The sequence below is a fragment of the Kitasatospora sp. NBC_01560 genome, from assembly GCF_045208415.1.
Classification (GTDB): Bacteria; Actinomycetota; Actinomycetes; order Streptomycetales; family Streptomycetaceae; genus Kitasatospora.
Map to the genome: position 1 here is coordinate 4,822,738 of NZ_CP109364.1, position 13,082 is coordinate 4,835,819.

The 13,082-nt window shown below is 73.8% G+C and carries 14 protein-coding genes and 1 riboswitch; of the genes, 9 read left to right on the forward strand and 5 right to left on the reverse strand.

The annotated features are described in order from the left end of the window. Nucleotides 1-272: 272 nt before the first annotated feature. A complete protein-coding gene (locus OH807_RS21060) occupies nt 273-728 on the forward strand; it encodes a hypothetical protein (RefSeq protein ID WP_406201123.1) in 456 nt (151 codons plus the stop codon). Between the two features lie 342 nt (nt 729-1,070). On the opposite strand, the gene OH807_RS21065 is transcribed toward OH807_RS21060, so the two are convergent. Both OH807_RS21065 and thiC read right to left on the reverse strand, forming a co-directional pair. Continuing rightward, a complete protein-coding gene (locus tag OH807_RS21065) occupies nt 1,071-1,559 on the reverse strand; it encodes a hypothetical protein (protein ID WP_406201125.1) in 489 nt (162 codons plus the stop codon). Between the two features lie 137 nt (nt 1,560-1,696). After that, nucleotides 1,697-3,505, reverse strand: coding sequence for a phosphomethylpyrimidine synthase ThiC (gene thiC, locus OH807_RS21070; protein WP_406201128.1), 1,809 nt, complete (start codon nt 3,503-3,505; stop codon nt 1,697-1,699). Next, a riboswitch (TPP riboswitch) is annotated at nt 3,501-3,635 on the reverse strand. It overlaps the preceding gene by 5 nt. A gap of 159 nt (nt 3,636-3,794) precedes the next feature. On the opposite strand from thiC, the gene OH807_RS21075 reads away from it, so the two are divergent. The 7 genes from OH807_RS21075 to OH807_RS21105 all read left to right on the forward strand — a co-directional run bounded on the left by OH807_RS21075 (nt 3,795) and on the right by OH807_RS21105 (nt 10,969). Further along, the gene (locus tag OH807_RS21075; protein ID WP_406201130.1) at nt 3,795-4,001 is read left to right on the forward strand and encodes a hypothetical protein; all 207 of its coding nucleotides are present in this window, start codon (nt 3,795-3,797) and stop codon (nt 3,999-4,001) included. 103 nt (nt 4,002-4,104) lie between these two features. Further along, nucleotides 4,105-5,568 carry a flotillin family protein gene (locus OH807_RS21080; protein ID WP_406201132.1) on the forward strand — a complete coding sequence of 488 codons (1,464 nt, stop codon included), beginning with the start codon at nt 4,105-4,107 and terminating at the stop codon, nt 5,566-5,568. A gap of 92 nt (nt 5,569-5,660) precedes the next feature. After that, on the forward strand, nt 5,661-6,674 hold the full coding sequence (locus OH807_RS21085) for a 3-oxoacyl-ACP synthase III family protein (RefSeq protein ID WP_406201135.1): 1,014 nt from the start codon (nt 5,661-5,663) through the stop codon (nt 6,672-6,674). Then, complete coding sequence (locus OH807_RS21090) at nt 6,671-7,411, forward strand: glycosyltransferase (protein ID WP_406201137.1); 741 nt, start codon at nt 6,671-6,673, stop codon at nt 7,409-7,411. Before OH807_RS21085 ends, OH807_RS21090 begins: the two co-directional genes overlap by 4 nt. Nucleotides 7,412-7,428: 17 nt before the next feature. Beyond that, nucleotides 7,429-8,913, forward strand: a complete 1,485-nt coding sequence (locus tag OH807_RS21095) for an AMP-binding protein (RefSeq protein WP_406201139.1) — start codon at nt 7,429-7,431, stop codon at nt 8,911-8,913. Beyond that, complete coding sequence (locus OH807_RS21100; RefSeq protein ID WP_406201141.1) at nt 8,910-10,070, forward strand: cytochrome P450; 1,161 nt, start codon at nt 8,910-8,912, stop codon at nt 10,068-10,070. The genes OH807_RS21095 and OH807_RS21100 overlap by 4 nt, the downstream gene beginning before the upstream one ends. Beyond that, nucleotides 10,064-10,969: an NAD-dependent epimerase/dehydratase family protein gene (locus tag OH807_RS21105; RefSeq protein WP_406201144.1), complete on the forward strand. Its 906-nt coding sequence runs from the start codon at nt 10,064-10,066 to the stop codon at nt 10,967-10,969. The genes OH807_RS21100 and OH807_RS21105 overlap by 7 nt, the downstream gene beginning before the upstream one ends. A 113-nt stretch (nt 10,970-11,082) precedes the next feature. Here the strand turns inward: OH807_RS21105 and OH807_RS21110 are convergent, their stop codons facing one another. The 3 genes from OH807_RS21110 to OH807_RS21120 form a co-directional block, all read right to left on the reverse strand. Continuing rightward, on the reverse strand, nt 11,083-11,283 hold the full coding sequence (locus OH807_RS21110) for a DUF5326 family protein (protein ID WP_406201146.1): 201 nt from the start codon (nt 11,281-11,283) through the stop codon (nt 11,083-11,085). 258 nt (nt 11,284-11,541) lie between these two features. After that, nucleotides 11,542-12,210, reverse strand: a complete 669-nt coding sequence (gene tenA / locus OH807_RS21115) for a thiaminase II (protein ID WP_406201149.1) — start codon at nt 12,208-12,210, stop codon at nt 11,542-11,544. A gap of 37 nt (nt 12,211-12,247) precedes the next feature. Then, nucleotides 12,248-12,565, reverse strand: a complete 318-nt coding sequence (locus tag OH807_RS21120) for a cupin domain-containing protein (RefSeq protein ID WP_406201152.1) — start codon at nt 12,563-12,565, stop codon at nt 12,248-12,250. Nucleotides 12,566-12,692: 127 nt separating this feature from the next. Between OH807_RS21120 and OH807_RS21125 the strand changes: the two genes are divergently transcribed. After that, the gene (locus OH807_RS21125; protein ID WP_406201155.1) at nt 12,693-13,070 is read left to right on the forward strand and encodes a phage holin family protein; all 378 of its coding nucleotides are present in this window, start codon (nt 12,693-12,695) and stop codon (nt 13,068-13,070) included. Nucleotides 13,071-13,082 lie beyond the last annotated feature (12 nt).

Sequence of the window (13,082 nt, forward strand, 5' to 3'; positions counted from 1 at the left end):
GATGGAGAGTCACCGACTCACTACACCGTGCAACAACAACATGAAAAGAAGAGACTAATAAAGATGCAACGGAGTGACGCACGGGGACCAATCGAGGAATGACCGCCACCTCGCAGCATCGTTCGTCTACGAACTTCATGCGGGCTCGAACTCCCTCGGCAGCCGCTGGCCGCCGGCCGCTCTCCGCCGGCTGCTCCGGTCGCCCCCAGCGCCATAGCAGTACCGTTTTTTCCTCTTGGCCGCGCCCAGGCCGGTGAATCACGTATCGCCCCGTGACCCCGATCGTTGGCCCGATCATGAACGACCTGACGAATACGCAGGAAGAGGCGCTCACTGCGGGCGACGCCGACGTCGGCACGGTGGCCGAGCGCTGCCGCGCCGCAGGTGGCCTGCTCAGGGTCACCCTCGGCGAACTGCGCGCGGAAGTCGGCTACCGAAGACTCGGCAAGTACGTCCTGGAAGAACTCGCCGAGCGTCTCACCGAAGAGGGGCTCGGCTGGTTCCCGACGTGGCGGCTCTCCCCGAGGGAGAACGGCGAGCCGCGGAAGGAACACGACCTGTGGGTGTTCGTCCGGGACAGCGGCCTGCGCTGCCAGGTCATCGACGCCGTCCAGGCTCCCGACGGCTCCGACGTCCCCACCGTCCTGAACGGCCTGCTCGCCGGCCGTCCCCAGGACCTCTCCCCGGAGCGCAAGCTCGGCCTCATTCGCGAAATCCTCGGGCTCTGACCCGCACCCGAGAAATCCGCGCACCGGATTGCGCCTGCGCACCCGAACGTTCGCGGCGCTGCGCCGGACACCCCTTTCGGGATCCCGGCGCAGCGCCTCGGCACCCTCCGTCGGTCCGCCGGCGGGAGGTAGACCTTGTTGCCCCGGGCGGCGAACTCCTCGGACTTGGCCCGCATCCCGGCCAGGGCCTCGGTGTCGTAGGCGGTACTGACGGCGGTGGAGCCGTCGCCGTGCTCCTCGCGGATCTGCTGGGAGATCTTCATCGACGACAACTTCAGCCCCCAGCCAGCACATTGGCTTCGTGGGTGGAGGGCTTGAGAGGAGTGCCCGCTTCTCCGGCGCCTACAGGCAGATCCAGCAATAGAGCTTCTCGCCAGCGCTGTGGGCGCGCCTGGCCAGTCGGATCAACTCTTCGGCCAGCGGCTGCATGTCTTCGACGCCGGCTGGGCGAAGCTCCTCCGTCTGCACCCACCTGGCGACGACCGTCGGCACATCCGCGTCGCTCACCTCTGCCAGCGTGTCCCGGACCGAGGCGGCAAGCTCGACCACCCACGGACCCGTGGCCCAGGGGTCGTCCTCGGCCTGCGGGCCGCCCGGTCCAGGCTCCGGGGTGGTCGGCCACACCGGACTCTCTTCCACGAGCCCTGCTTCCCACGGAACCTGACGGATGGCGGCGATCAGCTCCCCAAGCACAAGGTCCGGATCCAGGCGCTTGGCCTCGACCCCGTCGAAGTGGGGACTCCCACCGCCGACGAGCGGGCGGTCGTCCGCACCCTGCAGCACCCGTACGACCGAGGCCGCATCGGCTGCGCGAAAGTAGTCGGTCAACACGCCCACGGGTTCCTCCCCCACACGGTCCTTCGTCAGCCGACAGTAGACCAGGCACAACCGACACCAGCATCAACCGGAGCACCGCGCCGGGAAGCCCCCTCCTGCCTCCCGGTGCGGTGCCCCTATGAGCCGTGTTGTCAGTCCGCCAGCGGCAAGTACACCCGGTTACCCCGGGCCGCGAACTCCTCGGACTTGGCCTTCATGCCGGCTTCGGCCTCATCGTCGCTGGTCACGGCCATCTCGTCGCCGTAGGTGTCCATGATGCTTTTGCTGATCTTCATCGAGCAGAACTTCGGGCCGCACATCGAGCAGAAGTGCGCCGTCTTGGCGGGCTCGGCGGGGAGGGTCTCGTCGTGGAACGCGCGGGCCGTCTCCGGGTCGAGGGCCAGGTTGAACTGGTCCTCCCAGCGGAACTCGAACCGGGCGTCGGAGAGTGCGTCGTCCCACTCCTGGGCGCCGGGGTGGCCCTTGGCGAGGTCGGCGGCGTGGGCGGCGATCTTGTAGGTGATGACGCCGGTCTTCACGTCGTCCCGGTTGGGCAGGCCCAGGTGCTCCTTGGGCGTGACGTAGCAGAGCATCGCGGTGCCCCACCAGGCGATCATCGCGGCGCCGATGCCGGAGGTGATGTGGTCGTAGCCGGGCGCGACGTCGGTGGTGAGCGGGCCGAGCGTGTAGAACGGCGCCTCGTCGCAGATCTCCTTCTGGAGATCCATGTTCTCCCTGATCTTGTTCATCGGGACGTGGCCCGGGCCCTCGATCATCACCTGGACGTCCCGCTCGCGGGCGATCCGGCCCAGCTCGCCGAGGGTCTGCAGCTCGGCGAACTGCGCCTCGTCGTTGGCGTCGGCGACGGAGCCGGGGCGCAGCCCGTCACCGAGCGAGAAGGTGACGTCGTAGCTCGCGAGGATGTCGCAGAGCTCCTCGAAATTCGTGTAGAGGAAGTTCTCCTGGTGGTGCGCCAGGCACCAGGCGGCCATGATCGAGCCGCCGCGCGAGACGATGCCGGTCTTGCGGCGGGCCGTCATCGGCACGTAGCGCAGCAGCACGCCGGCGTGCACCGTCATGTAGTCGACGCCCTGCTCGCACTGCTCGATGACGGTGTCGCGGTAGACGGCCCAGCTGAGCTCCTCGGCCTTGCCGTCGACCTTCTCCAGTGCCTGGTAGAGCGGCACCGTCCCGATCGGCACGGGGGAGTTGCGCAGGATCCACTCGCGGGTGGTGTGGATGTTGCGGCCGGTGGAGAGGTCCATCACGGTGTCGGCGCCCCAGCGGGTGGCCCAGGTCATCTTCTCCACCTCCTCCTCGATCGAGGAGGTGACGGCGGAGTTGCCGATGTTGGCGTTGATCTTCACCAGGAAGTTGGTGCCGATGATCGCCGGCTCCACCTCGGGGTGGTTCACGTTGACCGGGATGACGGCGCGGCCGCGGGCCACCTCGGCGCGGACGTACTCGGGCGCCAGGCCCTCGCGCAGGGCAACGAACTCCATCTCGGGGGTCACCACGCCGCGCTTGGCGTAGGCGAGTTGGCTGACGGCGGCGCCGTCGCGGCCGCGCAGCGGACGACGCGGGCGGCCGGGGAAGACGGCGTCGAGGTTGCGCAGGTTCCCGCCGCGCGGCGAGGTGTGCTTGATGCCGTCGTCCTCGGGGCGGGCCTCGCGGCCGTCGTACTCCTCGGCGTCGCCGCGCTGGCGGATCCAGGAGTCACGCAGCGGCGGCAGCCCGCGCCGGACGTCGGGCTGGTACGCCGGGTCGGTGTACGGGCCGGAGGTGTCGTACAGCGGAACGGTGCGGCCGTTGGTGAGCACGACCTCGCGGTAGGGCACCCGCAGGTCGGGACGGGATCCGTCGCGGTAGGCCTTGCGCCAGGCCGGGGTCGGGTAGCCGGTGCCCGCGCTGCTGACGGCGGCGTTCCGGGCAGACTTCGGCTGTGCATCGAACGTGGTCATCAGACCCTCTACTCCCTACGCCGGCATTACCCGGTCAGGTTCCTGCGGTCGGCGCAGCGTTCGGTTCGTCCGACGACGTCCCGGTCAGCGCCCTCTCAGCCCGGTGCTCCGAGCTCCCGTGTCCGCAGGCGGTGTTGCCTGCGCATGACGTCCAACACCGTAGCGAGCGAATCGCCGCTGGTCCAGAGGGGGTCCACGGGCGGGGATCGCGGCGGCGGGGCCGCCGGGTCGGCTCCGGGCGGGCACACTGGCAGTCGGGCGGGCAGCAGGGCGACGAGGGAGGGCCGCAGTGATCGGGAGTGCCGGGCGGGTCAGCGGGGCGGTCGGGGCGGGGCTGGTCGGCGAGGTGATGGTGCACGTCCCGGAGCGGCAGGGGACGGAGGCGTTCCTCGCCTACCTGGCCGTACCGGGCGAGCGGTTGGCGATCGGGACGCCGGTGGTGGTGATCGAGTACCACCCGCCGCGGACGGTCTACGTGGCGCCGGTGCTGCCGTGACAGGGTTGTGACAGACCGTCACGTCGGTTCCCTTCTCTTCGGGTTGTGCCGGGCGGACAATCCGTAACGGCACATCTCATGTGCCGGAAGGGGGAGTTGAACCATGCTGTTTACCATCGTCGGGGCGGGCCTCGCGGTACTGCTGGTGGGGATCACGCTCTTCAAACTCATGTGGCGGGTGGCCGAGCCCAACGAGGCGCTGATCATCTCGGGCTCCCGGCACCGGACCGAGGGGGTCGGTGACGGGCTGGGGTTCCGGATCGTCACCGGGCGCGGCACCTTCGTCACACCGGGCCTGCAGGGGGTACGCAGGCTCTCGCTGGACCTCAACGAGGCCGAGCTGGACGTCGAATGCGTCACCACCCAGGGCATCCCGGTCCGGGTCAAGGGTGTGGTGATCTTCAAGATCGGCGACGACGACGTGTCGATCGCCAACGCCGCACGGCGCTTCCTCGACCAGCAGAAGCTGATCAGCCAGCGCGTCCACAACGTCTTCGCCGGCCACCTGCGCTCGATCGTCGGCGGGCTCACCGTCGAGGACATGATCCGCGACCGGGAGCGGCTCACCGGGGAGACCAGGGCCGCGTCCGGGCTGGAGATGGAGAAGCTCGGGCTGATCATCGACACCCTGCAGATCCAGGAGATCATCGACCCGACCGGCTACATCAAGAACCTCGCCATCCCGCACGCCGCCGCCGTCCAGCGGGATGCCCGGATCGCCCAGGCCGAGGCCGACCGGATGGCCACCGAGGCCGAGCAGGAGGCGGCCGCCCGCAAGGCCGAGGCGACCCGCAACAGCGCCATCCAGCAGTCCGCCTACCAGGCCGAACGCGACACCGCCAGCGCCCGCGCGCTGCAGGCCGGGCCGCTCGCCGAGGCCGCCGCCCGGCAGGAGGTCGTCGTCCAGGAGACCAAGGTCGCCCAGCTGGAGTCCCAGCGCAAGGAGCAGCAGCTGCAGATCGACGTCCGCAAGCCGGCCGACGCCCGGGCGTACGAGACCCGCACCCGGGCCGAGGCCGACCGCGACGCCCGGATCTCCGCCGCACAGGCGCAGGCCCGGGAGACCGAGCTGAAGGCGGCGGCCGAGGCCAGCCAGGTCCGGATCGCGGCGGAGGCCGACGCGGACGCCACCAAGCTGCGCGGTCTGGCCTCCGCGGAGGCCACCAAGGCCACCGGCCAGGCCGAGGCGGCGTCGTCCGAGGCCCGCGGTCTGGCCGAGGCGGCAGCCGCCCGGGCGATCGGGCTGGCCAAGGCGGAGGGGATCAAGGCGCGGGCCGCGGCCCTCACCGAGAACCCGGACTCGGTGGTGGCGCAGGAGCTGGCGGAGAAGTGGCCGGAGATCGTGCTGGCCGCCTCCGAGTCCTTCGGCAACGTCGAGCACATGGTGCTGCTGAACGGCGCCGAGGGCGTGGGGGACCTCTTCACCAAGGCGCTCACCATGGGCGGCACGGGGCTCGGGGTGGCCCGGCAGCTGCTCACCACACTGCAGGGGCCGGTCCAGCAGGCCCCGGCGCCGCCGGTGCCGCCGCAGCCGGTGCCCGTGCAGAAGGTGCCGATCGAGGAGTGACGGCCGCCCGGCGCACGATTGGGTAGCCGGCGGCGCCCACCTGAGTACCCGTACTCAGGTGGGCGCCGCCGCGGCCGCCGGAGCATGGGGGCATGCACCCAGCAGCCACCCCGCGGATCGGCATCACGGCCGTCGGATCCCACCTGCCCGCCCGTCGCCTGACCTCCGGCCAACTCCAGGAGGAGGTCACCGCGGGCGGCCGGCTCCGGTTGCCGGAGCGGATGTTCGAGAAGGCGACCGGCATCGTCACGCGGCACTTCGCGGCCGACGGCGAGTTCGCCTCCACCCTGGCGATCGGCGCCGCCCGGCGCGCCCTGGACGCCCGCGGCATCGGCCCGCTCGACATCGACCTGTTGCTGTACGCCTCCGCCACCCGGGACGTCTGCGAGCCGGCCACGGCCCACCTCGTCCAGGCCGAACTGGGCTCCCGCGCCCACGCGCTGGACGTCAGCAACGCCTGCAACAGCTTCCTCAACGGGATCGACCTGGCCCGCGCGATGATCCTGGCCGGCCGGGCCCGGCGCGCCCTGGTCGTCACCGGCGAAACGCCCAGCCGGGCGATGCGCCGCGACCCGGCCGGTCCGGCGGACTTCCGGGACGGCTTCGCCGGGTACACCTTCGGCGACGCCGGCGCGGCCGTCGTGGTCGAGGCGGTCGGGCGCGGCGGCATCCTCGACGTCGAGACCGAGACCGCCTCCGAGCACTGGGAGGTCGGCGGGATACCCGGCGGCGGCTCGCGCCACCCGCGCGGCGACGAGTACAGCTACTTCCGCGGCAGCGGCAAGGAGTTGCGTGGGGTCTTCGAGAAGATCGGCGGCGCCATCCTGACCCGGGTGGCGGCCCGCACCGGCCTCGGCTGGGACGACTACGCGCGGGTGCTGGTGCACCAGGTCACCGTCCCCTACCTGGAGCGCTTCGTCGAGCTCACCGGCGTGCCCGCGGAGAAGCTGGTGCTCACCGTACCCGAGCTGGGCAATGTCGCCAGTGCCACGCTCGGCATCCAACTCGACCGGATCAAGGACGAGTTGCGCCCCGGTGACAAGGTGCTGCTGATCGGTCTCGGCGGCGGCGTCAGCCTGATGACGATGATCTGGGAGGCGTCGTGACGGAGCTCTGGGTGATCGTCCCCGCCTACCAGGAGGAGGCCCGGATCGAGGGCACGCTGAACGCCCTCGCCGCCCAGCGGGACAAGGACTTCACCCTCCTGGTGGCCGACAACGGATCCACCGACGGCACCGTCGCGAGCGTCCGTGCCTTCGCCGGGCGGGCGCCGTTCCCGGTCGAGGTGCTGGTCGAGCCGGAGAAGGGCGTCGGCTCGGCCGTCGACACCGCGTTCCGGCACGCCATCGCGCGCGGCGCCACCCTGCTCGCCCGCACCGACGCCGACTGCCTGCCCGAACCCGGCTGGACGGCCGCCGCCCGCGCCGGGCTCCTCGACTGCCACGGGCTGGTCTGCGGCCGGGTCACCGCCCGCCGGGACGAGCACGGACCGGCCGGCCGCGCGGTGTTCCTGGCCCTCGTCGCGATCGGCGCCCTCTTCGGCCGGATCCGGCCCGCCCACCACCGCCGGCACGGCTACCTCACGCCGTACCGGATGCACGCGGGCAACAACATGGCGATCAGCGCCGAGCTCTACCGCGCGGTCGGCGGCATGCCGCGCCGTCCCTCGCCCACCGACCGCACGTTCATCAACCTGGTCCGCCGCCACACCACCGCGATCGTCCACCGCCGCGACATGGTGGTGCAGAACTCCACCCGCCGGATCCGTGCGTACGGCGTGGTCGGCACCGCCCGCTGGTACCTGGAGCGCGGTGCCGGGCCGCACTCCGCCGACGTCCGCTGACCCCCGGAGGCCCCGCCGTGCTCGACCGGCTCGCCCACACCCTGCGCACCGTCCACCCCGACCGGCCCGCCGTCCTGCGGCACACCCGCACCGGCGCCACCCGGACGGCGATCCGCCGCGGTGAACTCGCCGACCTCGCGGACGCCTACGCCGCCGCCCTGCACGCCCGCGGCCTCGGCGCGGGCGCGACCCTGGGTGTCGCCGTCCGCCCCGGACCGCGGGCGCTCGCCGTCATGCTCGCCGCACACCGGCTCGGCCTGCGGGCCGCCGTGCTCGACCCCACCGCCGGGCCGGACGTGCTCGCCGCCCGGCTCGCGCTGGCCGCGCCGGAGCTGGTCCTCGCCGACGCCGCCGCCCAGGCGGTGGCCGGCTGGGCCGGCCCCCTGGCCCGCCGGGCCGAGCTCGCGCTGCCGCCGCTGGCCACCCTCGGCCCGGTCGCCACCCTCGGCCGCCGGCTGCCCGGCTGCGCGCCCCGGCTGCAGGCCTCCTCCGCACCCGTGCCCCGGCCCGGCGGCCGCAGCACCGACGCCGACGCCGACGCCGTGATCGTCTTCACCTCCGGCACCACCGCCCGCCCGCGCGCCGTCGTACACACCCGGGACGGCCTGGCCGCGGGGCTGCGGACGGTCACCGAGCTGGTCGACCCGCGGCCCGGCAGCACGGTGCTCGGCGGCACCTTCTTCGTCCTCGTCCCGGCCCTCGTCGCCGGCGCCGCCGTCGCCCTCCCGGCCCGGACGCCGCACGCACTGGCCCGCCAAGTCACCCGGCAGGCACCGGACCAGACCTACCTCACCCCGCCCCAGCTGCGGGCCGCCCTCGGCGCCGGGGCCCGCTTCTCCGGCCGGGTCTGGACGGGCTCCGCGCCCGCCGACGCCACCTTGCTGGGCCGGGTGAAGCAGGCCGGCGCGGACCAGGCCTGGGGCGTGTACGCGCTCACCGAACTCTTCCCCGCAGCGGCCGTCGAGGAGGCCGCGAAGCGCGCCTTCACCGGCCCCGGGGACTTGGTCGGCGCGCCCCTGCCCGGCGTCCGCACCGCCCTCGGGCCGGACGGCGAGCTGCTGCTGACCGGCCCCGGCGCCCGGCACCGCTACCTCGGCGAGGAGCCCGACCCGTGGGTCCGCACCGGCGACCGCGCCGCCCTCACCCCGGACGGCCGGATCGTGCTCGCCGGGCGGCTCAAGGACATGGTGCTGCGCGGCGCCGAGAACATCTACCCCGGCCTGTACGAGCCCGCGCTGCACCTGCCGGACGTCGAACTCGCCGTCCTGGTCGGCGTCCCGCGGGCCGGCGCGCCCGGTGACGAACGGCTGGTCGCCCTGGTCCAGCCCCGCCCGGGCGCCGATCCGCACCGGCTGCGCGCCGCCCTGCGGGAGCCGCTCGACCGGATGGGCGCCGCCCGGCCGGACGCCGTGCTCTTCGGCGAGGTGCCACTGGCCGGGCGCTCCCGCAAGCCCGACCGGGCCGCCGCCTCGGCCCACTGCGCACGGGAGTTGACCGCATGAGCCGCCCTGCCCCGACCACCGCCGCCACCGGCCCCGCCGGCCTCGCCACCGCCACCGCCACCACCGGTCCCGCCGCGGCCGCGGCCGGCTCCCGGGCCGCCCGCCGGCGCGACCGCCGGGTCTACCTGCGCAGCCACCCCGTCCTGTTCGCGCTGCTCGCCGCCACCCGCCGTCGTCCGGTCCGCCGGCTCGGCCGGACCGTCCTGGTACACGGCCCGGACGCCTATCGGGAGGCGCTCACCAAAGTCCCGCTCGACCGGACCGCGCCCGGCACCACCGGCGGCGCCGCCGCACAACTGACCGACGGCGGGCTGCTGTTCGACCAGGACGGCGCCGAACACCGCACCGCCCGCCGCGAACTGGCCGCCGGGCTCGGCGGCGGCGCGCTGGAGCGGATCCGCCCGCACTGGCAGGCCGTGCTCGCCCGCCGCACCCCGGAGCTCACCGACGGCACCCTCGAACTGGTCCACCTGGCCATGGAGTTGGCCGGCGTGACGGTCTCCGCACTGACCGGCTCCACGGCCGCCCCGGGCACCCTCGCCCGAGCCGCCGCCGAGGCCGCCGCGGCCACCGCGGCCGACCACCTGCCCGGCCCGCGCCCGCCCGGGCGCCGGGCCGCCGCCCGGGCGGACGCCGCCGCGGCAGCGGCCCGGCTCACCGCGCTGCTGCCCGACCCGCTCGACGCCATGCTCGCCGTCGCCGCCGTCAACACCACCGTCGCCGCGCTCCCCCGGGCCGCCGCCTGGTGCGCCGACGCCGGCCTCTGGCCCGCCGTGGACGCCGCGAGCGCCCCCGGGCTCGCCGCCGAGCTCCTCCGGCTGACCGCCCCCTCGCCGCTGCTCCCCCGGGTGGCCGGAGCCGATGCCACCCTGGCCGGCTGCCCCGTCCGGGCCGGTGACCGGCTGGTGCTGGTCGCCCGGCACGCCGCCGGGGCCCACCGGGCCGCGCCCGCCGCCGGCCCGGCCGCCGCCCAGGCCGTCTTCGGCGCCGGCCCGCACGCCTGCCCCGGCGCCGGCCTGGCCCGCGCCCAGCTCGCCGACGTACTGATCGCGCTGGCCCCGCACCGCCCGGTGGTCGCCCGGGCCCGGGTCGACCGCCGCTCCGCGCTGCCCGGGTACGCCGAGCTCACCCTCCGGGCCGGAGCGGGCCGATGCTGATAGCCGTCACCGGTGCCAGCGGCTTCTGCGGCTCGGCCGTCGCCCGCACCGCGGCCGGCCTCGGCCTCGACGTGCTCTGCCTCGGCCGCAGCCCGGGGCCGACCGGCCGGCACCGGTACTGGGACGCCACCGCCGGCGAGCCCGACCTGACCGGCGTCGACCTGGTGGTGCACTGCGCCGCCGCCGTCGGTGACCCGCGCCCCGGCTCGCCCGGCGAGGCCGGCCAGTACGCCGTCAACGTCACCGGCACGGCCCGCCTGCTGCGCGCCGCGGCCGGCCGCCCGGTCGTCTGGGTGAGCAGCGCCAGCGTCTACGACCCGCGGCTCCCCCGCACCCTGGTCACCGAGGACCACCCCACCGCGGGCGGTCACCTCAACGCCTACGGCCGCACCAAGGCCGCCGGCGAACGGCTCGCCCTCGCGGCGGGCGCCGTCGTGCTGCGCCCGCGCGCCGTCTACGGCCCCGGCGACCCGCACCTCGCGCCGCGGCTGCTCGAACGCGTCCGCCGCGGGCTGCTGCTGCTCCCCGGCCCCGACGTCCTGCTCAGCCTCACCGCCGTGCAGAACCTCGCCGACGCCTGCCTCGCCGCGCTCGGGACCGACGCCGCCGGCGCGGCCTGGCCGGCCGGCGCCTACAACATCGCCGACGCCCTCCCCCACCGGCGGGACGCGGCGGTCCGCGCCGTCCTCGCCGCCCACGGCGTCCGGGCCCGGATCGGCCACGCCCCCGCGCCGCTCGCCCGGCTCGCCGCCCGGACCGGCCGGATCCCGGGGCTCACCCCGTACGCCGTGGACCAGCTCGCGCACAGCGTCGTGCTGGACACCGCCCGGGCCCGCGCCACCGGCTGGCACCCGCGGCAGGAGCTCGGCTCCGTCCCCCTGGCCGGCCCGGCCCGCTGACCCGCACCGGGCCCGCCCGGGCCACCCGGGAACGCGCAGGAATGCGCAGGAATGCGCAGGAACGCCGGACGCCCGCGCCCCCGAGGGGGTGCGGGCGTCCGGGAGCCGGCGGGTCAGTTCCTGGCGGCCTTCTTCACCAGGATCACCACGGCGGCGGCGATCCCCACCACCACCAGCAGCTTGAAGGCCAGGCTCAGCAGCGCCCCGACGACGCCGAAGACGAATCCGACGATGTTCCAGGCCAGGATCAGCACCAGCACCGGCACGACGATGTTGCGCACCCACGAGGGCAGCGACTTCCAGAACTCAGCCATGTCCGTTCCTTCTCTCCCCTCGGGCCGGCTGCCGTCCGGTGCCGCATCCCGCTTGCTTTCGATACTTCGATCGTACGGTGACGCACGGGCCGGAACGAGAGGCAACGGCCCCGAGAGAACCCGGAGATCCCCCCTACCCCGGGCCCCGGGGACGACCCCGGGGCCCGCCTCCGGAAGAACCCCGAGAAGCCGTCGGCCGCGGGCGGCCGGGCGGTACGGAAGACCGGGCGGCAGCAGGAGCGAGGAGGCGGGGGAGGCTCAGACCGGCCAGGTCTCACCGCGCCAGGCGGCGTCCCAGAACATCCACTCGTACCGCGAGGTGGTCGTGAAGTGCTCGACGACCCGGCGGCGCTCGGCGGGGGAGATCTCCTCGCCGAGCCGGTCGGTGAGCGCGAGCACCCGGCGCACCACGGACTGGAAGGCCTCGTCACCGTAGGTGGCGATCCACTTGGCGTACAGCGGGTCGGGGGAGCCCTTGGCGAGCAGCTCCTCGCCGACCCGGGCGTAGATCCAGTAACAGGGCAGTACCGCGCCGACCGCCTCCGCGAAGGAGCCGCCGTAGACGGTGGCCAGCAGGTAGCTGGTGTACGCCCGGGTGGTGGGCAACACCGGTTCGGCGGCGGCCTGTTCGGCGCTGCCGCCGAAGGCCGTGAGGAACTCGGCGTGCATGCCCTGCTCGGCCGCCAGCGCGCCGACCGCGTCGTCCGCGAAGGCCCGCACATCCTCCTCACCGGGCGCCTTGGCGGCGCAGACGGCGAGTGCGCGGGCGTAGTCGCGCAGGTAGTGCGAGTCCTGGACGACGAAGTGGCGGAACGCCTCGCGCGGCAGGGTGCCGTCGGTGAGGCCGCCGATGAAGGGGTGGTCGAGGATCTCGGCGTAGACCGGCTCGATCGCCGCCCAGAGTTCTTCCGTCAGGCTCAGGCTCATGCCCCGACCCTAACCGGGCCCCTCGCCGGGCCGCGGGTCAGTCCTCCGGCGGGGAGAACACCACCAGCACCCGCAACTCCTCGGTGATGTGGTGGAACCGGTGCGGGACGCCCGCCGGGACGTAGACCACCGTCCCGCGGGCCACCGTGGTGGTCTCCGCGCCGACGGTCAACTCGGCCCGGCCGCTGATCACCTGGTAGATCTCGTCCTGGGCGTGCGCGGTCTGCGGGTCGGTGTCACCGGGGGAGAGCGCGTACAGGCCGGCGGACATCCGCGGCTCGCGCAGGAAGCGCAGGTAGGCGCCGTCGTGCGCGGCGCGCTCGGCGTCCAGTTCGTCCAGCCGGAACAGCTTCATGGGGGGCGCCCTCCTCGTCCGGGACCGGCTCCGGGAGTTCGGGGCCCGGGCCGTCACCAGGGCATTCAACAGCAAACATGCCGGTCGGAAGCTTCCCCCGCCCGGATCGGCCTGCGACCCTGGCCCCATGAAGGGTTTCGCAATCAAGACACTTGTCAACGCGGCCGCCATCTGGGTGGCCGCCTGGATCGTCACCGGCATCACGCTGAACGGCACCGACTGGCAGCAGAAGACCCTGACGGTGGTCGCCGTCGCCCTGCTCTTCGGGGTGGTCAACTGGCTGATCAAGCCGGTGGTCAAGCTGTTCTCGCTGCCGCTGTTCATCCTCACCCTGGGGCTGATCACGTTCGTGATCAACGCCCTGATGCTCTGGCTGACGTCCTGGGCCTCGGACAAGCTGGACCTGGACTTCCACGTCGACGGCTTCTGGGCGGCGCTGTTCGGCTCGCTGATCATCAGCCTGGTCTCCTGGGGCCTCAACCTCGCGCTCGGCGAGGACGACTGAGCACCTGCCGGT